The sequence below is a fragment of the Pedobacter sp. AC464 genome, assembly GCF_979253075.1.
This window is the reverse complement of sequence record NZ_CEEDBV010000001.1, coordinates 2,193,126-2,213,115: the sequence shown is the minus strand read 5'-3', so window position 1 is coordinate 2,213,115 and position 19,990 is coordinate 2,193,126. Positions and strand designations below refer to the sequence as shown.

The following is a 19,990-nucleotide window of genomic DNA, read 5'->3' as shown; positions in this document are numbered from 1 at the left end:
CATATGGCCATTATCGAACCCATCAATCAGGAAGTCGCGGCGAATAAAAAAGGAAAGAAATATCCTTCTTCTACGCGCTTCTGGCACTGGTTAAATTTTATTATCATCTCAGGCTCGCTACTCACTGTGCTAATCAACTCTACACTTTTTGATCGTGTTCAGCGAAACTTTGTAAGAAGCGAACTGATGAATGCTGGAGCAACTGTAAGTGACAAGCAGGCCGGCGCAGTTACCCATGGCCTGGAAGATCAGGTATGGGGCATACACAGCTATTTTGGCTATGTCTTAGCCGCGCTTTTTCTGTTCAGGTTAATTGCAGAGTTTTTTATGCCGCCCTCGCAAAAACTCTTTCCCAAGCTTAGAAAAGCTTACCAGGCATATTTTATCTTAAAAAAGGAACGTAAGGCAGCCAAGCATGAACTGGTGGTGAAAGGGCTTTACATCATCTTTTACCTTCTTCTTTTGATTATGGTCATTACCGGCCTCCTGCTTGCTTTCGAAGATTATACAGGCATCCCCCAAAACATTAACCACACGATAAAGGAAATTCATGGGTTCTGTATGTACCTGATTCTGGCTTTTATTGTCATTCACCTTGCAGGGGTATTCCTGGCCGAGCGGAAGGTTGGAAAGGGAATTGTTTCGGATATGATCAACGGGGGGAGAGAATTGAAATGCTGAGAAAATAACAGGATCTGGGCTATTCAAAAAAGAACTGCTTTACATCTATTGTGCTGTGATGTGTTTTCATCGACAGCGATTTTCTAGTTTTTAAAGGTGCCCGAGCTTATAGGGCATTACCCTGAGCATAAAGAGAAACAAAAATATGTATTCCTTCGGTAATTTTTTTACCTGATATTTTAATGGCGATGTAAATGATGCGGACTATGACATGGCGCTTATACCGGGTATGTATATGAATGCAGGGCTTCAGGTAAGCAATTAAACTCGTTGAGCCTCCCTGATGAGGCGCGGGTTGATTTCGAAGGCAGACAATACATATTTTTGGCAATCGAGCCTAATAAGTTCAAGATGACTCCGGTCGAAAGCGGTAAAAGCGAGCCAGGAAGGACCAAAATTAATGATGCGGCAATGCTGAAAGGAAAACCGCCGGTCATCAAGGGCACTTTCTCCCTGCTAAATGAAAAAAAAAAATAAAGCTGATGAATGATCAACATGATGAAAAGCATTTAAAAAGCTCAGCTTTCATTTCCGATATCGTTATCGGGATGAGTGATGGGCTCACTGTTCCATTTGCACTTGCCGCCGGCCTAAGCGCCGCGGTAAGCAGCAATTCGATTATCATTACCGCCGGCATTGCCGAGATCATTGCCGGCTGCATCGCCATGGGACTGGGCGGATATTTGGCAGGTAAAACAGAGCAGGAGCATTATGAAAGCGAACTCAAAAGGGAATACCTCGAAGTAGAAAATGTGCCAGAAAAGGAAAAAGAAGAGGTGAAGGAAATCTTTGCTGCATATGGGCTGGATGAAAAGGCACAAGATCTGATTGTGGATCAGTTGAGTAAGCATACAGGCCACTGGGTAGATTTTATGATGAAGTTTGAGCTGGGCCTTGAGAAACCGGATATTAACAGGGCACGCAACAGTGCCCTTACCATAGGGCTTTCTTACTGTGTGGGTGGTATGCTGCCCCTGTCAGCATATTTTTTTACTTCAACGCCGCAGGACGGACTCATCCTCTCCGCTGCACTGACCACCATCTGTCTTTTTATTTTTGGCTATTTTAAAAGCAGGGTAACTGGTCAACCGAGAATAAAGGGTGCTTTTAAAGTTACAGCCATAGGTCTGATAGCTGCCGGGGCAGCATTTCTGATTGCGAGACTAATTACTTAAGCAAGTTCCATATTTAGAAAGTAAATTCACCATTAACAAATATTTAACAGACCGGAATCTAAAACTTCAGAATGTCTTCAGACTTTGTTCATTGTTTTGTTACAAGCAATCTGTTTTTATCTCTATTCCCGGGTGAAAGGATCGCTAAAGCATGCGGAATCCTAAAGCCTCTTTATAGATAGAATTTTTACAAAGATTTATTCAGTAGAATCCCGTCGATACCAAAAGGTTGTTTGTCGGGCCATTGCCAGAATATTTCTTGCATTACTCATTTAGATTATAAAAGGAATATGGACAGAAAAGATTTTCTTAACAGCATTGGGATGAGTGCAGCGGCCTTTGCCCTGATGGGCTGTGCCGGTTGCAAAAAAACAGATGGCAGCAGCACGGCAGATACAACAGGACCAACTGGCATAAACTTTACGCTCGATTTAAGCCTGGCTGCAAATGCTGCTCTGCTAACCAACGGCGGATCAATAGTATCAAATGGGGTTATTGTGGCTAAGACAAAAGCAGGGGCCTATATCGCCGTGCAGCGATCGTGCACCCACGAAAGCTACACCTTGACTTATCAATCTACTGACAGCCGCTTTTACTGCCCCAATCACGGCGCAACATTTTCTGAAAACGGCGCAGTAACCAATGGTCCGGCTTCACGCTCCTTAACCGCTTACAATACCCAGCTAACAGGTACCGCTTTAAAAGTTTATTCTTAAAAAATATGAAACTACTTTTTGTCGCCCTATTGGGGTTGTTTATTATTCCTGCATCCTGGATGGGGAACTTTACCGAAGCGCAGAAACAGGCTAAAGCTACACATAAGCAAATCCTGATTAATTTTTCTGGTTCCGATTGGTGTGGTCCCTGCATCCGCCTGCGCAAAGAGATTTTAGAATCCGAAGGCTTTGAGCAATATGCTGCTGCCAATCTTTTGCTAGTCAGAGCCGACTTTCCAAGACAGAAGAAAAATCAGCTTTCCAAGGAACAGGTCAAACTCAATGAATCGTTGGCCGAGGTATACAACAAGGATGGAAAGTTCCCCTATACCGTTCTGGTAGATGAAAATGGAAAGGTGCTTAAAAGCTGGGACGGATTTCCTGATGAAACGCCGCAGGCTTTCGTTTCCGAAATCGATAAACTAAAAAAATAATTTCCCATGGCTAAAGCTGTTTCGGTCAACCGGATACTAAAACTCATGGGAAACCGGTTTGAGTTTACTGTGATCGCTGAAAACGAGCAGGAAGGCAATGTGGCCATAGATGCCGCCATAGCGGAAGTGCGAAGGATAGAACGCCTGCTCACCACTTTCAGCGATATCAGCCAAACCAGCCTGATAAACGGGCATGCCGGTCTAAGTGCGGTAAAAGTAGATGTAGAAGTGCTCAGTCTGATTGAGCGGTCTATCAGGATATCAGAAATTACTGATGGTGCTTTTGATATTACTTACGGCTCGATAGATAAAAGGCTCTGGAACTTTGATTCTGGCATGACCAGCCTTCCTGATGAGGCAACTGCCCTGGCATCCGTTGGACTCATCGATTACCGAAATATAATCCTAAATAAGGAGAAATCGACTGTGTTCTTAAAAAATAAGGGCATGCGTATCGGTTTTGGCGGAATAGGGAAAGGCTATGCTGCCGATAAGGCAAAGTTGGTGCTGCGGAAACTAGGCATCAAAAGCGGGATTGTGAATGCGGCAGGGGATCTGATAACCTGGGGAACCCAAGCCAGCGGCCATCCATGGACCGTGGGTATTGCGGACCCTGAGCAGACCGACAGGCCTTTCTCTGCACTAAAAATCAGCGACATGGCAATTGCCACTTCGGGCAGTTACGAAAAATTTGCGACGATTAATGGCAAACGCTATTCCCATACCATAGATCCTAAAACCGGACTACCGGTCAACGGCGTGAAAAGTGTGAGTATCATCTGCCCAAGTGCTGAGCTCGCTGATGCCCTAGCTACACCAGTTGTGGTGATGGGCGTAAAAACAGGCCTAGAGCTCATCAACCAGATTAAACAAGTGGCCTGTATTGTTATCGATGATAGTGACCGGGTGTATACCTCAAAAAATATTAATGTGATATAAATATGAAAATTTCCAGAACATTTGTCCTTTCGATGCTTACCGCATCTGTAATAAGCGGTATGTTAAGCTCTTGCAGCAGCGTAAAGGCTTATCAGAAAAACAAGATCAACGATGCCGATATGATCCTTTCGGCCCGCAAGGTCCAGAAATTTGAACAGAGTTTTCAGCTTTACCGCGAAGGCGCCTCAGGCGCCAACGGGGGCAAGAGCGGCGGTGGTTGTGGCTGTAACTAAATAGGAGCATAAATGAAAAAAATATATCTTCATGTGCTTTTGATGTACTTCGGTATTTTAAGCACTTATGCCCAAAACAGACCAGAACCAGCAAAGGCAGACAGCAGCAGGTATCAGTCCCGGAAACTTAAAATTGATGAAATTAACCTGGTTTCAGCATATTATCACCAGGACGGTAATAATTCTGCCGTTACAGGTGGCATTGGTACTGAGAAATTGAGCGATTTTGCAAATACGATTGATTTGCAGATGTCGAAATTTAACAAGAATGGAAAGAAAAATACTTTCCTATTCGAATTGGGGGTAGATCACTATACATCAGCATCATCTGATAAAATAGATCCAAGTACCATTTCTTCAGCATCTTCGGCTGATACCCGGATTTATCCTTCTTTAAACTGGACCCACTCCAATGAAGAAACAGGAAATTCCTTTGGTTTTACAGGATCATATTCAACAGAGTTTGATTATCAATCGATGGGTGCAGCTTTTAATCTGACACGGTTATCAAAAGACAAAAATACCCAGTTTGACTTTAAGCTCCAGGCCTTTTTAGACCAATGGACGGTCATCCTGCCGATTGAACTGCGAACGGGAATCACCGGGAAAGGAGGTGAACAATATGATACTGCGCCGAGAAATTCATTCAGCGCGTCCTTTTCACTCTCACAGGTAATTTCGCAGAAATTTCAGGCTTCGCTGATTTTGGAGCCATCCTACCAGAAGGGCTTGCTCGCCACCAAATACCAGCGGGATTATTTTACCGATGGCTCGCTGCGTTCGGAAACCCTGCCCGAGAAACGTTATAAGCTTCCAATTGGTCTCAGGATGAACTACTTTTTGGATGACCGTTTTGTGATCCGCACTTTTTACCGCTATTATATGGATAACTGGGGAATCAGGGCGCATACGGCAGAGCTTGAAATACCGGTAAAGATCAGTTCATTCTTTTCTATAAGCCCTTTCTATCGCTACAATAATCAGGTGGGAACCAAATATTTTGCACCTTATGGCCAGCATTCGCCATCGGATCAATATTTTACCAGCGATTATGACCTATCTACCTTTACCAGCGATTTTTATGGTGCAGGTATCCGTTTTGCTCCGCCAAAGGGTGTTTTTGGCTGGCAGCGCTTAAATATGCTCGAGTTGAGGTATGGTCACTATTCTCGTTCAACAAGTCTGGTTTCCAACATCGTTTCTTTGAATCTCAAGTTTAAGTAGCATATTTATCTAAACGCGCCTCCATCAATTAAGGAAATCTTCTTGACCTGAAACTTGTCAAGTTTTTCTAAAAGTTTAAGGGCTTTGCTTTTTCCGTGAGCAAAGCCTTTAATCGCTTATCTTTGGGCTCACAGCCACACTTTTCGGAAATTCAATCTTCGAGAAGGTTGGGCATTCTACTAATCGCTAAATTAACAGTTATTAAATCACTGATGCCCACGATAAAGTAAATAATGAGACGATGGCGGTATTATGTAATTCCTGAACTTTTTTTGCTGACTCCGAGAACTGTGGCGATTTAGAAACAGAGACCTATTTATGTTTCATTCACTTCCAGTCCATTAGGGCTAGGCTAAGGGTAATTCTCGCCAGGATTTCTAATCTAAATTACAGGAATGATTAAAACCGTAAATGTTTCTTGCCAACGATATTTAGTCAAAATATCCGCTCCGTGCAGTCCTTATGCTTTGGGGACACATTGTGACTGACACACGGTTAGGCGAGGCTTTTCCTTCACCGCAGTTTTTTTTACAAACTCTAGGAAATTACTAAACGCCATATTTTGAGCAATCTGATTTCTTTCTGCCTTGAACTGTTGGAGGGAATCTGCTTATCCAGCGATTCATCTTTTACGAGCAAACCTTGCTGGTTTTTCGGAACGTATACCTTTATTGATTTGCAGCGTCAGCTGATGAATAGTGTAACTTTTCAGGTAAGTACTAGGGGATGGAATTCGCCTGTTCAATCTTTTGCAGCTTGTCATATATCGTCTTGGTGTACAAGAAATTCTTTTTTGGCTGCGGCAGGCATACACTCAACATTCAGTAAGGCGATTTATTCAGAAAATTCTTTCTAACCTCACTGTTACTCCGCTAAAAGGGGTGTCCTGGCATCGCAGTTTATAATTCGGAATATGATGTGTAACCTTGCAGATAATTCGCTAAACCCGGGTATACGCAGTAATAAACTGCTTCATCACATTAGCCCTTCAGCGTGCTAATCAAAATGAATCTGAATTCCGAAGACATTGAAATGCTATTTGGCTTACTGGTCATGTTTGACTATTAAATTTATTTGTTAGAATTCTTAGCCGGTTAACAATTTATTAATGTAAATGTAATAAAATCATAACCGAACCTTTTAACCGACTTAAAATATTGATTATCAATATTTTGAATTATTTATTTGCTTCCTAGTCTGCTGGTTCGGTAGCGGTATCGCCCTTTTGAATTTCAATAATTTCGTGATGTGATTTTGCGTTTACACCTTTGCCCCGTCGAATCTTAATAAGGTATTACCAAGCAAAATGAATAAACTTTTACAAATTCTTTTTTTTCTCAGTTTTTTTGCAGGCACAGCCAACGCTACAAAAATAAAAGGGCACGTTTACGATAAGCAAACTGGGGAGGCTATTGTTGGGGCAACGGTATCACTCGAAAACCCAAAGCGTGTTACTTATACAGGGCTTGACGGAACCTTTGAGTTTAAAGGGGTGTCTACTGGTACAGCGAAAATCAGCGTAAGCTACCTCACTTACAAAACCACTACTAAAACTTTCCAGGTTGAAAAAGAGGATAATGAGCACCTGAAATTTTATATGGAGAGTGATTCTAAAAGTCTGGATGATGTTACCATCAAATCCAATGCGGTTAGTTCTACCGATCAGGGTGCCAGAAGACTTGAAAAAAATGCGACCCAGATCATGAATATCGTCTCTGGAAGGGCGATTGAAATTTCGCCTGACTTAACCGTAGCCAACGTAATGCAGCGGATTTCTGGTGTTTCTATTGAACGTAATAGCAATGGCGACGGACAATATGCCATCCTCCGGGGTATGGATAAACGTTACAATTACACATTGGTTAATGGTGTAAAAATCCCGAGTCCGGATAACAAATACAGATACGTACCATTAGATCTTTTTCCATCAGATCTACTTGACCGCCTTGAGGTTTACAAGACGCTAACACCAAACCTAGAAGGCGATGCCATTGGTGGTGGGATTAATATGGTGATGAAAAATGCGCCGGGTAAATTTCAGCTGGATGCTAACCTTTCATCAGGCTATAGCCAATTGTTTATCGATAGGAAATTTGCGAATTTCAACGCATCAGATATTCAATATAAATCTCCGTATGAATTGAACGGAAAAAATTACAATGCTACGCAGAACGACTTTACAAAAGGAACACTCGACTACAAGTACAAAAATCCTGCTCCCAATTTAATTGGCAGCTTATCACTGAGCCAACGATTTTTAGATAATAAATTGGGTGTTGTATTGGCAGCTAGTTATCAGAACACCTACAGGGGCAGCAATAGCACCTTTTACAATACGGCAGTTAATGGAACGGATGCTTATTCGGTTATCACCAATAAAAGCTACAGGGAGTTTTCCGAGCAGCAGCAACGCACCGGCTTACATGGAAAGCTGGATTATGTGTTCAACAAAGACCATCAATTGAGTTTGTACAGTGTTTATGTTAACTTAAAGAATGAGCAACTTAGAGACGCTGTAACCACTAGCTATAACGGTGTCTATAACCCAGTTGCCGGGAACGCAGAATTGGTTTACAACACGCGAAGCCGGTTAACCGAGCAGCAGATTTACAACAGCACATTGCATGGCGAGCATAAATTTTTTGATGAAAAATTCAAGGTACAATGGTCGGGGGTTTACTCTTCGGCCAGAAACGACGTGCCTGAGAATACCAGTATGAGCTTAAATGGCATACAACAAAATTTTCAGAGCAAGCGCCTGAGTTTGGTAAATACGAACCCTGTAACCCACCGGTGGGAGCGCAACACAGATGAGGATTTCGCGGGCTATCTGGATTTGAGTTATCGCTTTACCCTAGGTGAGAACAAGCTGGATGTAATGGCCGGCGGGTTATATCGCGATAAGCAAAGAAGTAGTTTTTTTAACAACTATAACCTCGCGCCAAACGCCGGCGATGCAAATAAAATTTACGGTATAGATTATCAGAATTATACTGATTTAAACCTTGTTGTGAGCAACCCAACTGGAGCGGTGGCAAATTCTTTAACTTACGATGCATCAGAAAAGATATCTGCAGGTTATGGCATGTTTAAATACGCTTCAGCTAAAATCGAAGTGATTGGAGGCGCCAGAATAGAACATACAAACCAAGGTTATAACCTGCTTTTTCCTGCCGGAGAGACTTTTCCCAAAGGGCAGCAGGTCTATACAGACGTTCTGCCAAGTTTAACCGCAAAATATTTTATAACTGAAAAAGCACAGCTGCACGCTTCGTATTACAGGGCACTAAACCGCCCTGGTTTTTATGAAATTGTCCCGGGGAAAGTCGTTAATGAGGAATTTCAGGAACGTGGCAATCCAAATTTAAGACGTGCACTGGCAGATAATTTTGATTTACGTTATGAACTCTTTCCGGGCGCATCTGAACAGCTTTTGGTTGGTGCATTTTATAAAAGAATAAAAGATCCGATTGAATATACATTTCAGGCAGATGCTACACGCGGACAAGATATTTACTACACGCCTGGAAACTTTGGTACTGCCAACAACTATGGTGCAGAAATTGATTACATCAAGTATTTTAGTAAAATAGGCATCAAAGCGAATTACACATATACACATTCCAGAATTACCACACCAAAAACAACAAGAACAATTAACCCAGCTACCGGTGACATACAGGCTTTGTCAGTTGAGCAAAGCCGACCGCTGTATGGCCAATCGGAGCACATCGCAAATCTGTCGCTATTGTTTAAGGATACCAAAAAGGGTTGGGACGTTCAGCTTGCGGGCGCGTATACAGGGCCGCGTATCAACACCGTTTCTCAATTCCTCGACAACGATTTATGGCAGGAAGGCTTTATACAAATGGATGCATCGGCAGAGAAACGGTTTAAAGGTGGTATTAGCATTTTTGTGAAGGCAAATAATATTTTAAATACCCCAACCAAGTTGTTTATCAAAGGTACAAACCCTGAAAACAATAAGATTAACGAGCAATTAGTAGAGGATTGGCGGACATTGGTCAGAAGCGATTTTTATGGCCAGAACTACCTTGTTGGTCTTCGGTATAAATTTAATTAAGTGAATTTTAAAAAGAGAAGATATGAAATTAAATCAGATTTTTAACCTGTTGTTTCTTGCACTTTTGGGGATGGCGGGATGCGAGAAAGCCAACATTAACGTAGATACATCCGTCGTTGAAGGTTCCGCGATAGGCGAAGTTTCCGGCGTTTGGGCTAAAGGCAGTACTCAGATAATCAAGGGTGATATCGTTATACCGGAGGGAAAAACGCTGACGATTGAAGAGGGTGTTACCATTCTGATGGATACGATAGCCAAACCCGAAATCATTGTAAAAGGTAATCTGTATGTCCTGGGAACGGCAGATAATCCGATTAAATTTACTGTGAATGAATTTTACAAAACAGCCCAGAAGAAATTTGGAAAGCTTTGGGGAGGGATTTTAGCCGGGCCTACCTGTGAGGAACTGGTCTTAGATCATGCGGTTATCGAGTACGCCGGCTCAACGACCTCTGATGCTTCAACATCTGTTAAAATGGGACTTTATAAGGCTGTGGCGGGAGAAAACCTTCCGGCACTCTGGTTCTCAAATGCCAAAGGCAAGCTCGTCGTGCAGAACTCAATTTTCAGAAATCTTCAGGAAGATTGTACCTATATTGAAGGTGGTAAAATCATTTTTGCCAATAATTTATTTTACACTACCGGGGTAACGGGTGGCGAGGCCATGAATTTTAAATCAGGCTGTTTGGCAGATATAGCCTACAATCTGGTTTACAGCACAAATACGAATGCTTTAAAGTTATCTAATACGGGTGATAAAACACCGCAAACCTATATCATAGCCTATAATAACACTATGGTTAACACAGGCTGGAGAAGGCCCACAGCGAAAGGTGGCTCCGTATGGCTGGAGAGCACCGTTCGTGCAGATTTGTACAATAACCTCTTCGCCAATACCCGGTTCGGGATCAAAAGAGATCCGAAGAAACCTGAAGACAGCCGCTCAGCGTATAGTAACAACTGGTATTATGGATTCGATCAGGTAACTGTTAATCAGTTTCAGCCAGGAAAAAATGATGTAATCGGTGGAAAAGACGATATAATCAGTGCAGTTGCAGGCCTTAACGATCCAAAGTTTGTAAATTATCCCGTGAATACTGCGGTAAGCAATGCCGATTTTAACAGCGCCTGGGATTTTCACTTACAAGGCAACTCACCTGCATTAACTAAAGGTATTACCAATTTTAACCGCCACCATGCCGTTGGGCTGGTCATGAAAAATGGTATTACTTACACTTCGCCGGCACCGGCAATTTTTATCGGTGCTTATGGTACTAAGATTTAAGATGAAAAATAAAAATTTATTGAACATTGCGGCATTTGCGCTTTTGAGCCTCAGTTTTGCCTGTAATGGCATTAGGCAAAAAAATGATGCAACCGCAGTAAAACCGCTATACGTCTCAGATCGGGTTAATTTTGATACAGACGACCCGGCCATTTGGGTTAATCCTGACGACCATACAAAATCGCTGGTTATTGGAACAGATAAAGATGCTAACGGTGGCTTATTTGTTTTCAATTTGAAGGGAAAGGCAATTGCATCAAAAACGGTTAAAGGCTTACAGAGACCCAACAATGTTGATATCGCTTATGGTTTGATGCTAGGTGGTGAAAAAACCGACATCGCCATTACCACAGAACGCCTTACGCACAAGCTGCGCATTTATTCGCTTCCGGATATGAAACCAGTGGATAATGGCGGAATCCCGGTATTTGTTGGTGAGACAGCGCCAGAATTTCGAGATTTGATGGGCATTTCGATGTATAAGAATGCTCAAGGCAACATTTATGCAATAGTTGGCCGTAAAACCGGTCCGAATGATGGTGGCTACCTTTGGCAATACCAACTAAGTGATGATGGAACCGGCCATGTGAAAGCTGATTTAGTGAGAAAGTTTGGAAAGTACAGCGGTAAAAAGGAAATTGAAGCCATCGCTGTAGACAATGAATTGGGCTACGTTTACTATTGTGACGAACAGTTCGGTATACGAAAATATTATGCTGACCCTGCAAGGGGAAACGATGAACTCTCGTTATTTGGACAAGGCGATTTTGTTGTAGATAATGAGGGTATCGCAATTTATAAAACTATAGGAAATCAGGGCTATATTTTGGTTTCAGACCAAGGCGCCAGACAGTTGAAAGTTTATAACAGAACAGGTAAGTCAGGTGCGCCGAATGAACACCCCTTAATCACCACGATAAAATATTCGGCGAACCAGACAGATGGAATTGATGTTGTATCAGTGCCTTTAAATGGTGATTTTAAACATGGTTTGCTGGTTGCAATGAGCGATGATAAAACGTTTCATTTTTACCGATGGGAAGATATCGCCGGAAAAAAATTGACCGTTAACCATTAACCTCGTCTCCAGACTTCTTTAAAACAATGACATAGTTGTCTCTTTTTTGTTGGAATTTGCAAACTGCCTATGAAAGATAGTTTTTATAGGAAAAACTTTTGACTAATTGTAGATTGACCTTACCTCATTGAAAGCCGTTTGACCTGGCGTTTTTCATGGTCGCATTTCGTAAGCCCGTACGCTCAATGCCCTACCAGTAATCTTCGCTGTTTTTGTATTTATTGGCGCGTGTGAGATTCCTTTCAAATCCAGGGAGTCCGAAGTCCATAACTTCCGGAAAAATTTTCATTGTTTTTCGTCACGTGAATTCATTTTATCATTTATCCGGTTGAAATTACTGGCCAATTTGGGTTCAGATCATGAATTACTACGTACATGGTTATCATCAGCGTGTGGTGGAATTCTGTGGATTCGCAATTTTAATTGCAGGTCCGGCCGTTTCTCTATATGAGCAGGATGTTAATCGTGTTTAATACACCTTGGCCGATGAAGGTTATTCAAAACAGTCTATCGATTCTGCACTTAATTTTTCTCGGCTTTTTTTCAGATATCTTCAGAGCAATGATACCGAAGACTGGAATGCGCTTAGAAGCTACACCTTAAAAACAAAAGATAAAAAATGGATTGACCAACTTGACATACCATAGTCGCAAACTGGCAACGAGATATTATGGTAGAGAAAAACCAGTTACGACCCCAAAGAAGCTTTGATTCACATAAAATGCCCTATATTAAGTATTCTTGGCGAAAAAGGTGTATAGTTAGCCACGGCAGAAAATAACGTTAAGATGGAAACTTACTTGAAAAAGGCAGGCATGGCCCATAAATTTGTTACCATCGAAAATTGCGGGCACGACATGATAACAAAAGGTGAAATAAATGGTATTGGTGTGAATTGACCACATGCTTACTCGTAATGGCAAAGACAGACTCAGAATTTTTCTGATTCGATATTTCAATTCGTGGAAAAGTAGGTAACATGCCATGGAAAATCGCGTAGTCCATACCATCACATACTGAAATTAATTAAACAGACAAATTCTATCTGCTCCGTCGCTGAAACGGTATTCTTGGCGTGACGTAGCGGGGTCAGTTTGAAACGGTTCATCCACGTATCAGGGCTTTACTTTAAAAGCTTTATCACACCGGCATATTGCCTGCCGATTGGAATTTCTATTTTGCCGATCTCGATATCGTAATTGGTAAAGGCTGTGATCTTGTCAATGGAAACAATAAACGAGCGGTGGATCCTGACGAATAAGTTTTTAGGTAGCATGGCTTCGAGCATAGAAATAGATTGCTTCACTTGTAAAGGCCCGTCATTTACACGGTAGATGCGGATATAATCCTTCAGGCTTTCCACATACAATATCTCCGATAAGAAAACTTTGATCATTTTTCTTTCTGAGCGGAAATAAAGAAATGCCCGCGTAACTGGTGTTTCCGTCACCGGCACTGTCTGGTTTGCACTGGTCACTTTATTTACAGCCTTTAGAAAACGTTCAAATGAAACAGGCTTCAATAGGTAGTCAACTGCGTCCAGATCAAATGCTTCAGTAGCGTATTCCTTATGTGCAGTGGTGAAGATGACCTTAGGTGGGTGTTGTAAAGTTTTTAAAAAACTTGTGCCTAAAAGCTTTGGCATTTGTATGTCCAAAAAAAGCAAATCAATTTTTGTGGATTTTAAATACTCCATAGCCTGTAAGGCATTTGAACAGCTGCCCGTTATTTCGAGCTGGTCAACCATCCCTGCGTATTTTTTGATGATCTTTACGGCGGGCGGCTCATCATCGATTATCAGGCATTTCCATTTCATATAGTTTGGACTTTCATAGATGACTGTTCAACGATTTTAGTGTTCTGTGATTCTGTTAATTTAAGTTCAAGGCTGACAACATACACCTGATCTTCGGTAAGCATCTGCAGCGTGTAACCTCCGGGATATAACAAATCAAGGCGTCTTTGAACATTTTGCAATCCCAAGCCGCCGGTTTTGTCGCCGCCTGGCTCCGCTTCATTGTCAACACTGTTCACCAATTTAAAATTCATCATATTCCCATCAATTGATAGATGAAGACTGATCCAGCATTGGTCAATCTGCCTGCTGGCACCATGTTTAAAGGCATTCTCCAAAAATGGAAGCAATAATAACGGTGCAATTCGGTGGCCTGACGTATCTCCGTTAATTACTATGGATAAGTCCAATCTATCGCCGTACCGGAGTTTTTCCAGGGCGACGTAATGCTCAATGAGTGTAATTTCTTTTCCGAGTGAAATATCGTCTGAACTTTCATAAATCATAAAACGCAGTAAAGCCGAGAGCTTCAACACGATTTCGGGTGCCTTTGGAGATCGATCTAATATATGGCTGTATAAATTATTTAAGGTATTAAACAGGAAATGTGGATGAAGCTGTGATTTTAACAGTTGCAGTTCCGCATTTGTGCGCTGCTGTTCAGCTTCTATGGTCTGCTGTTTTTGCTCGTACCAATAACTTAGTAACTTAATAGAAATGGCAATACCACCTACATGGAAAAACGGAAGTATCGCCCTTCCTGTGGTCATTGTAAAAGCGCTCGAATTACCTCTTGCATCCAGCCTGAGTTGCATTCCCCAGGCATAGGCTGTGCAGCAGGCCACCGCCAGAATCAGGCCAATAAAAAAGTAAAAATACTTTCGCCTCAAAAGGTATTTGGGTATCAAAAAATACAGCAGCGTATATACGATAAACATATGGCCAGGTAAGTAAAATAAGGCGTTTAAAAATGATACCTTATAGTTCAAGTTAAAACCAAACCCCCATGCAAAATATGTGACAATGATCGCCCAAAAGAGGATATGCAGCAGAATCTGCCTTACGACTGCCTTTAATTTATACTGATTAACGCTGATATGCATATTGATTAAAGTTAACCAAATTAAAATAATGACTGTAATTTTCATCAAGATGTAGACATACAGCATAATTATGAAGACCAACAACAAGGACATGCCGAATAATGCAGTTCATCTGCCACATTCAGTTGTAAGTATGCTAGCCTACAGCTTGTGAAGGCATTGCGGTTTTCATGTTGCTCATAGACCTATGTTTATGGCAAATCAATCCTTGAAATATGAAAAAGCCCGTGTTCTGCATCTTGTATACTGCGCTGATAGGCATCAGTATCGTATCCTGCAAAAAGGACAAACAAACGCAAACTGACAATACCGATAATTATAGTGCCTCCATGGTGTTAAAATGGAATGAGGCCGGAACAAAAGCAGTTGCTAAAACTACCGGTATTCAACCCATGCCCGAATCAAGAATATACGCTATGCTCAACCTCGCTATTCATGATGCATTGAATAACATCGTGCCCAAATACGATACCTACACCTCAATGAGTAGTAGTAATTCGGAAGCAAATCCTGATGCAGCCGTTGCCCAAGCTGCTCATGACGTGCTCCTATCCCTTTTTCCTGCTCAACAGGCAACTCAAGACAGTCTGCTTGTGAGTAGCTTAGCAGATATAACTACAGGAAAAGAACAGGGAATAGCTATTGGAAAAGCAGTGGCAAAAGCCATGATAGATAAGCGCACCAATGATGGCGCGTCAACAGCACAATTTGCTTTTAAAGCAGGTACGCAACCAGGAGAGTACCGGGCTACACCACCTTTTGATATGCCACCATACAATGGGTTGGTGGTTTTGCCCGGTTGGGGGAAAGTAAAGACTTTCGGTGTTGTATCTGCTGACCAGTTTAGAGCGCCCGCACCGTATGCCATCAACAGCGAGGCTTATACTTCTGATTTTAATGAGATCAAAACCATGGGTTGCATGGGATGTACCGCGCGGAGCGCCGACCAAACACAAATTGGTTTGTTCTGGCTGGATAATATCCCGCTAAGCTGGAACCGGATAGCCCGAACGCTTATCGTGCAGGAAAAACTTAGTGGCTGGAAGGCAGCCAGGCTTCTTGCCCTCTTACAAATGGCAGAGGCTGATGCAAACATAAGTGCCTTTGATGGCAAATTCTTTTACAAGTTTTGGCGACCAGTTACTGCTGTTCAATTGGCCGAATCTGACGGTAACCCTAACACAGCCGGTGAGCCGACATGGAATTTATTGTCTCCACCCACCCCACCGGTACCCGATTATCCATCAAATCATGCGCTTGATGGCGGCGCAGCAGCAGAAATTCTGAAAAGCTTTTTTAATACGGACGATATTGCTTTCACCTGCACCAGCAATGCATTGCCAGGTGTTACCCGCAGTTTCAAGAATTTTTCTGATGCGGCAAGAGAGGTATCGCTTTCGCGGATATACGTGGGCTTCCATTTCCGAAACGCCGTAGTACAGGGCGAAGCCCAGGGTAGAAAGGTTGGTAATTACATTTACCAAAACTGTTTGAAAAATAAATTGAATTAACGTAGGGACTATAAGTAAAAATTAAATATACAGCAATGACGTCACCACAAAACCATCTAATATTTTTTAGGATGATAACCCGCTTTGAAAAGCGAGGAAAAAATCCCACGATCGCAGCCTTTTTCATGTTTACCTTTTTTATAAAACGAGTTGTTCCGTTTGCAGTTTTAGTTTTAAGTATCTGCCTCTTATTTTCTCTTTCCGGTTGCAAAAAAAACAACACCCCTCAGGGAGGTGGGGGCGGTGGACAGGGTACTGGTTTAAGCATCTGGTATCCTGCAACAGTAACTATCTCCACAAGCAGCAATCCTAACCCAACCGTCAACGCTTATGTATATGATAAAGACCATAATCTTATCAAATATGGCAATGATAAGGTTTACAGGGAGGTTTCTGTGCACGGCGTTAACCGTAAAGTGGTTACCACTAATTACATCAGTCGAAGATCTTATGCTTTTAGCAACGCAAATTCTTTAACTACATCAGTTAGCATATATGATGGTCTTCCTACTCAGGTAGACGTAGTGGACTTCGACCAAGACCGCTCTTCAGGTGTAACGACCAGCATGGTTATTGGGCCATGGAATTTGCTGTATGGGGAAGGTGGCTTGCTGTTTAAAGAAATTACTGCTTTGGGTGGTGGACAAAACAACAACTATTTCTACGATGATAAAAAGAATCTTAAAAAGATCGAGATCGTGCCGCTCACCGGCCCAAGATTTCCTAACGTCACCAACAATATCAAGGTAACAGCATATGACGATAAACCCTCTCCATTCGTATGGGTAAAAGGTTACAGGTTCGCTTCCTGGCCGCAAGAATACCCGCAAGATTATGCGCTTTCTTATTGTATTAATAATCCAACGCAAATTGTAAGTGAAAGATGGGATTCTATCAGGAATGCGATGGTGCCCTACCAAACGGATGATTTCAAATACACCTATAATGAAAACAGCTATCCCGAAAAAATAGTGCAAACTACTACCTATTTTTCAACTATTGGAACAACTACCAGTAACGTTATAACTTACAATTACACTTATAAACAGTAATTTCATTTAGCTTCTAGCCTTTACAGGATGTTTACGAATAAAGCCGGACAAACTTTGATATGGAAAAAGCATGCTGTGGAAAGATACTTTTTTTTGAGACAGGATGTATTGGAGAAAACTGCTCTTAAATACGACTCAATGGATATGGACCGTAGTTGCGAAAAGTTTAATATTTTCCCAGCCATCCCATAATTAATCATATTCTAAACAAGATAAGCTGTCTCTCTTTTGCTTTGTGATAAAACCATAAAACTTTGGATTTTGCCGACCAAGGGGTTGGGTGAAATATGCTCAGTTAAAAAATCGTTATACGCAAACATATCATTGGTTACAATCTTTAGCATAAAATCAAAATTTCCAGTAATGTGATAACACTCCATAACCTCTGCATGCAAAGCCATTTCTGCCTTGAAGCTGGCAATTGAATCCTGCCCATGATTCCTCAGTTGTACTAGTGGAAAGGCGGTGAAAATGCTTCTGAGTTTTTCGACATCAACAAGCACAACACACCTGTCAATAAAGCCATCTTTTTTTAGATTTTTAATGCGCTCAACAATATTAGATTTGCTTCGCTTGAGTATTGATGCTAATTCTTTGTAGGTCGTTTCGCCGTCCTTTTGTATTATGTTTAAAATACCACTATCAATTTCGTCTAATTTATATGCTGACATTGCTAAGGAAAGGTTAATATTTGGTTACGCAAAGGTATTTAAAATTTGAGATTTTCCTGAGCTTTACTTAAGTTTTTATTGGTTAACTTCTTGATAGTGTAATATTTACAATTACCTCGTGTTCAGTATTTTTAGCGGGAAATTAAATTTCTAATCCCCGGCGGATTTATGCCAGCGGCAGTATTTAATTAGGGGTACTACCAGTTTAAAAGTATTTTAGACCAATTTTTTAACGAGGGTTCCGACAGGAAATTATCATTCTGAAATTTGCTCCTGAAATCAGTAGATATATGGAGGCGCAAAAACAAATTAGCAAGCTGCAACATTGTAATAATTGTGAAAAAGGAAATGGTATTCTTCTCTCAGACAGCGTTACTCTGACCTGTGCATGTGGAGGGGAATTCAAGCCCGGAATCCATAGCCTTCAGGTTTTGCTTCGGGAAATCTTAGACGTTCCTTTGAACTTCCATGTTTTGCTCGTCGACAGACGCAAGTCAGCTCACGGGAGCATTTTCTCAATACTGAATTTTTCAAAAGACGTCAAGGGGGGATTTTTGGAAACAGGTAACAGGTCCTCTGTAGCAATCAGCCAGGCTAGGAAAATTTTTGATGTCGAAGTCATTGGTTCCTCCAGAGAATCTGCTTTTTCATATATTCCTCAATGTGACTGGATACCATTCGATATTTCTTTTCTCCACATAACCTCCACCGAAGATCAACAGGCTAACAGGATTCCAAAATTCCCAAAGGTTTCCCTGCCGGTTATATGTGACCGCTCCGCTGACTTATTCACTAACTTTATTTCATTCGATAAATTTGATTTGATTTATGCGCATGGAGATGAGGTGATTATCCCTGGAGACCTGTCCGTTGTACTCATCAGGGACTCCCTTCAGGCCACGCCTTCTTCTTCAATCTTTAACAGCCCGATTGGTACGGGGGATAGCGGCTGCTCAGAGATAAAATTTGAAGATTTACTTTCGCTAAGCCGTAGCCTTCATGAACTTAAACAAAATGGTGGCGTGAGGGCAAATGCATCACGCCTGGATGGGCTGTCGAAATCCCTGTATCTGGAAATCGAAAGAAACAGACAATTTCAGGCTGTTGTCAATCCGAGAGACCGCTCAATGCAGGCGATCAGATTTTATGTTACCAAGCCGGAAAATGAGTTGCTTTTTGGATTGTTGCTGGACAAAAGGAATCTAAACATTCTTCAAAACTCGCCACATGGCGACTTTCTGATTTTACTTAACCGGTGCAAAGAAGAAGAAATCCTCAGACTGCTCGAAACCATGCAGGAATTTGAGCGAAAGCCTGAAGGTCAAAGCTAAAAGCATGAATGAGATGGAACCAAAACAAATTTTAGCAGTTCTCCTGCTCATCCTTTACGTGCTTTCCTATTCACTAGATAAAATCGTTTTGTATCGCCAAAGGAAGCAAAGGGAAAAAGGCGGCGATGGTAAATGGCTGTAGCATACTGCGGGTTGCGAAAAAGAACTTGATTTGAAAGTTAAATAGTTTAGTTAATATCAAGTTCGGCCGGTGGATGCCGGCCGTTTTGATGAACTTGATAACGCTTACGTGTTAAGCCAAAATGTGGGTATATGATCTTCTATCTCACCCATAGCAGCACTGCTTCATAGGGCAGTATAAAACATTTGGAGGATGCCTCCGTGCCAGCGTTACTTTTGAGACTTTAATACATTTTCATTTTTCAGCAGAAGAAGTGTTAAGCGGCCGCGCACGGTGCATTCGGTTAATAAGCATGATGCAGATATTCCACTGACTTCGAGTGGAAAGATTAACCAAGCTGAGCGTTTCGCTAAGCGGGCTTTCAGTGATCTTAAACTTTTTTCTGACAGAGAACAATTAAGAAATAAAAGTTGCGCTAAAAGCCGCCCTAAATGATGATTAATCTTTGAATATGTTTTAATGGGGTAGTGAAAGCGGCAGAAATTAGATTTACAGACGAACGGCGTGATTTCAATGATACATAAAAATGTTTAGTT

General features: G+C 41.7%; 18 protein-coding genes. 15 read left to right on the top strand and 3 right to left on the bottom strand.

Annotated elements, in window-relative coordinates; genetic code table 11:
* Window positions 1-3 precede the first annotated feature (3 nt).
* From AC0IWT_RS09680 to AC0IWT_RS09630, 11 genes are all read left to right on the top strand, one after another.
* On the top strand, window positions 4-681 hold the full coding sequence (locus tag AC0IWT_RS09680) for a cytochrome b/b6 domain-containing protein (protein WP_471797010.1): 678 nt from the start codon (window positions 4-6) through the stop codon (window positions 679-681).
* A gap of 270 nt (window positions 682-951) precedes the next feature.
* On the top strand, window positions 952-1,158 hold the full coding sequence (locus AC0IWT_RS09675) for a hypothetical protein (RefSeq protein WP_471797009.1): 207 nt from the start codon (window positions 952-954) through the stop codon (window positions 1,156-1,158).
* Between the two features lie 5 nt (window positions 1,159-1,163).
* The gene (locus tag AC0IWT_RS09670) at window positions 1,164-1,856 is read left to right on the top strand and encodes a VIT1/CCC1 transporter family protein (RefSeq protein ID WP_471797008.1); all 693 of its coding nucleotides are present in this window, start codon (window positions 1,164-1,166) and stop codon (window positions 1,854-1,856) included.
* 290 nt (window positions 1,857-2,146) lie between these two features.
* Window positions 2,147-2,572: a QcrA and Rieske domain-containing protein gene (locus tag AC0IWT_RS09665; RefSeq protein ID WP_471797007.1), complete on the top strand. Its 426-nt coding sequence runs from the start codon at window positions 2,147-2,149 to the stop codon at window positions 2,570-2,572.
* Between the two features lie 5 nt (window positions 2,573-2,577).
* Window positions 2,578-3,006: a thioredoxin family protein gene (locus AC0IWT_RS09660; RefSeq protein WP_471797006.1), complete on the top strand. Its 429-nt coding sequence runs from the start codon at window positions 2,578-2,580 to the stop codon at window positions 3,004-3,006.
* A gap of 6 nt (window positions 3,007-3,012) precedes the next feature.
* Window positions 3,013-3,945: an FAD:protein FMN transferase gene (locus tag AC0IWT_RS09655; protein ID WP_471797005.1), complete on the top strand. Its 933-nt coding sequence runs from the start codon at window positions 3,013-3,015 to the stop codon at window positions 3,943-3,945.
* Between the two features lie 2 nt (window positions 3,946-3,947).
* The gene (locus AC0IWT_RS09650) at window positions 3,948-4,178 is read left to right on the top strand and encodes a DUF4266 domain-containing protein (protein ID WP_471797004.1); all 231 of its coding nucleotides are present in this window, start codon (window positions 3,948-3,950) and stop codon (window positions 4,176-4,178) included.
* 12 nt (window positions 4,179-4,190) lie between these two features.
* Entirely contained in the window at window positions 4,191-5,402 is a 1,212-nt protein-coding gene (locus AC0IWT_RS09645; protein ID WP_471797003.1) for a DUF3570 domain-containing protein, read from the top strand.
* A gap of 1,306 nt (window positions 5,403-6,708) precedes the next feature.
* On the top strand, window positions 6,709-9,486 hold the full coding sequence (locus AC0IWT_RS09640) for a TonB-dependent receptor (RefSeq protein ID WP_471797002.1): 2,778 nt from the start codon (window positions 6,709-6,711) through the stop codon (window positions 9,484-9,486).
* A gap of 22 nt (window positions 9,487-9,508) precedes the next feature.
* A complete protein-coding gene (locus tag AC0IWT_RS09635; RefSeq protein WP_471797001.1) occupies window positions 9,509-10,771 on the top strand; it encodes a right-handed parallel beta-helix repeat-containing protein in 1,263 nt (420 codons plus the stop codon).
* 1 nt (window position 10,772) lies between these two features.
* A complete protein-coding gene (locus AC0IWT_RS09630; RefSeq protein ID WP_471797000.1) occupies window positions 10,773-11,849 on the top strand; it encodes a phytase in 1,077 nt (358 codons plus the stop codon).
* Between the two features lie 1,123 nt (window positions 11,850-12,972).
* Here AC0IWT_RS09630 and AC0IWT_RS09625 read toward each other — a convergent pair.
* The gene (locus AC0IWT_RS09625) at window positions 12,973-13,665 is read right to left on the bottom strand and encodes a LytR/AlgR family response regulator transcription factor (RefSeq protein ID WP_471796999.1); all 693 of its coding nucleotides are present in this window, start codon (window positions 13,663-13,665) and stop codon (window positions 12,973-12,975) included.
* Entirely contained in the window at window positions 13,662-14,582 is a 921-nt protein-coding gene (locus AC0IWT_RS09620; RefSeq protein ID WP_471796998.1) for a sensor histidine kinase, read from the bottom strand. Before AC0IWT_RS09620 ends, AC0IWT_RS09625 begins: the two co-directional genes overlap by 4 nt.
* 380 nt (window positions 14,583-14,962) lie before the next feature.
* Here AC0IWT_RS09620 and AC0IWT_RS09615 point away from each other — a divergent pair, with 380 nt between their 5' ends.
* Entirely contained in the window at window positions 14,963-16,258 is a 1,296-nt protein-coding gene (locus AC0IWT_RS09615) for a vanadium-dependent haloperoxidase (RefSeq protein ID WP_471796997.1), read from the top strand.
* 125 nt (window positions 16,259-16,383) lie between these two features.
* Window positions 16,384-17,310, top strand: coding sequence for a hypothetical protein (locus AC0IWT_RS09610; RefSeq protein WP_471796996.1), 927 nt, complete (start codon window positions 16,384-16,386; stop codon window positions 17,308-17,310).
* A gap of 203 nt (window positions 17,311-17,513) precedes the next feature.
* Here the strand turns inward: AC0IWT_RS09610 and AC0IWT_RS09605 are convergent, their stop codons facing one another.
* On the bottom strand, window positions 17,514-17,981 hold the full coding sequence (locus AC0IWT_RS09605) for an Lrp/AsnC family transcriptional regulator (RefSeq protein ID WP_471796995.1): 468 nt from the start codon (window positions 17,979-17,981) through the stop codon (window positions 17,514-17,516).
* Window positions 17,982-18,271: 290 nt separating this feature from the next.
* On the opposite strand from AC0IWT_RS09605, the gene AC0IWT_RS09600 reads away from it, so the two are divergent.
* Both AC0IWT_RS09600 and AC0IWT_RS09595 read left to right on the top strand, forming a co-directional pair.
* Window positions 18,272-19,312, top strand: a complete 1,041-nt coding sequence (locus AC0IWT_RS09600) for a hypothetical protein (RefSeq protein ID WP_471796994.1) — start codon at window positions 18,272-18,274, stop codon at window positions 19,310-19,312.
* Window positions 19,313-19,325: 13 nt separating this feature from the next.
* Complete coding sequence (locus AC0IWT_RS09595; protein ID WP_471796993.1) at window positions 19,326-19,454, top strand: hypothetical protein; 129 nt, start codon at window positions 19,326-19,328, stop codon at window positions 19,452-19,454.
* Window positions 19,455-19,990: the final 536 nt, after the last annotated feature.

Excerpts from the sequence above, each read along its gene's own strand:
- AC0IWT_RS09680 (WP_471797010.1), top strand. The coding sequence starts at position 4 with ATGGCCATTATCGAACCCATCAATCAGGAAGTCGCGGCGAATAAAAAA.
- AC0IWT_RS09670 (WP_471797008.1), top strand. The coding sequence starts at position 1,164 with ATGAATGATCAACATGATGAAAAGCATTTAAAAAGCTCAGCTTTCATT.
- AC0IWT_RS09665 (WP_471797007.1), top strand. The coding sequence starts at position 2,147 with ATGGACAGAAAAGATTTTCTTAACAGCATTGGGATGAGTGCAGCGGCC.
- AC0IWT_RS09660 (WP_471797006.1), top strand. The coding sequence starts at position 2,578 with ATGAAACTACTTTTTGTCGCCCTATTGGGGTTGTTTATTATTCCTGCA.
- AC0IWT_RS09655 (WP_471797005.1), top strand. The coding sequence starts at position 3,013 with ATGGCTAAAGCTGTTTCGGTCAACCGGATACTAAAACTCATGGGAAAC.
- AC0IWT_RS09650 (WP_471797004.1), top strand. The coding sequence starts at position 3,948 with ATGAAAATTTCCAGAACATTTGTCCTTTCGATGCTTACCGCATCTGTA.
- AC0IWT_RS09645 (WP_471797003.1), top strand. The coding sequence starts at position 4,191 with ATGAAAAAAATATATCTTCATGTGCTTTTGATGTACTTCGGTATTTTA.
- AC0IWT_RS09640 (WP_471797002.1), top strand. The coding sequence starts at position 6,709 with ATGAATAAACTTTTACAAATTCTTTTTTTTCTCAGTTTTTTTGCAGGC.
- AC0IWT_RS09635 (WP_471797001.1), top strand. The coding sequence starts at position 9,509 with ATGAAATTAAATCAGATTTTTAACCTGTTGTTTCTTGCACTTTTGGGG.
- AC0IWT_RS09630 (WP_471797000.1), top strand. The coding sequence starts at position 10,773 with ATGAAAAATAAAAATTTATTGAACATTGCGGCATTTGCGCTTTTGAGC.
- AC0IWT_RS09625 (WP_471796999.1), bottom strand. The coding sequence starts at position 13,665 with ATGAAATGGAAATGCCTGATAATCGATGATGAGCCGCCCGCCGTAAAG.
- AC0IWT_RS09620 (WP_471796998.1), bottom strand. The coding sequence starts at position 14,582 with ATGTTTATCGTATATACGCTGCTGTATTTTTTGATACCCAAATACCTT.
- AC0IWT_RS09615 (WP_471796997.1), top strand. The coding sequence starts at position 14,963 with ATGAAAAAGCCCGTGTTCTGCATCTTGTATACTGCGCTGATAGGCATC.
- AC0IWT_RS09610 (WP_471796996.1), top strand. The coding sequence starts at position 16,384 with ATGTTTACCTTTTTTATAAAACGAGTTGTTCCGTTTGCAGTTTTAGTT.
- AC0IWT_RS09605 (WP_471796995.1), bottom strand. The coding sequence starts at position 17,981 with ATGTCAGCATATAAATTAGACGAAATTGATAGTGGTATTTTAAACATA.
- AC0IWT_RS09600 (WP_471796994.1), top strand. The coding sequence starts at position 18,272 with ATGGAGGCGCAAAAACAAATTAGCAAGCTGCAACATTGTAATAATTGT.
- AC0IWT_RS09595 (WP_471796993.1), top strand. The coding sequence starts at position 19,326 with ATGGAACCAAAACAAATTTTAGCAGTTCTCCTGCTCATCCTTTACGTG.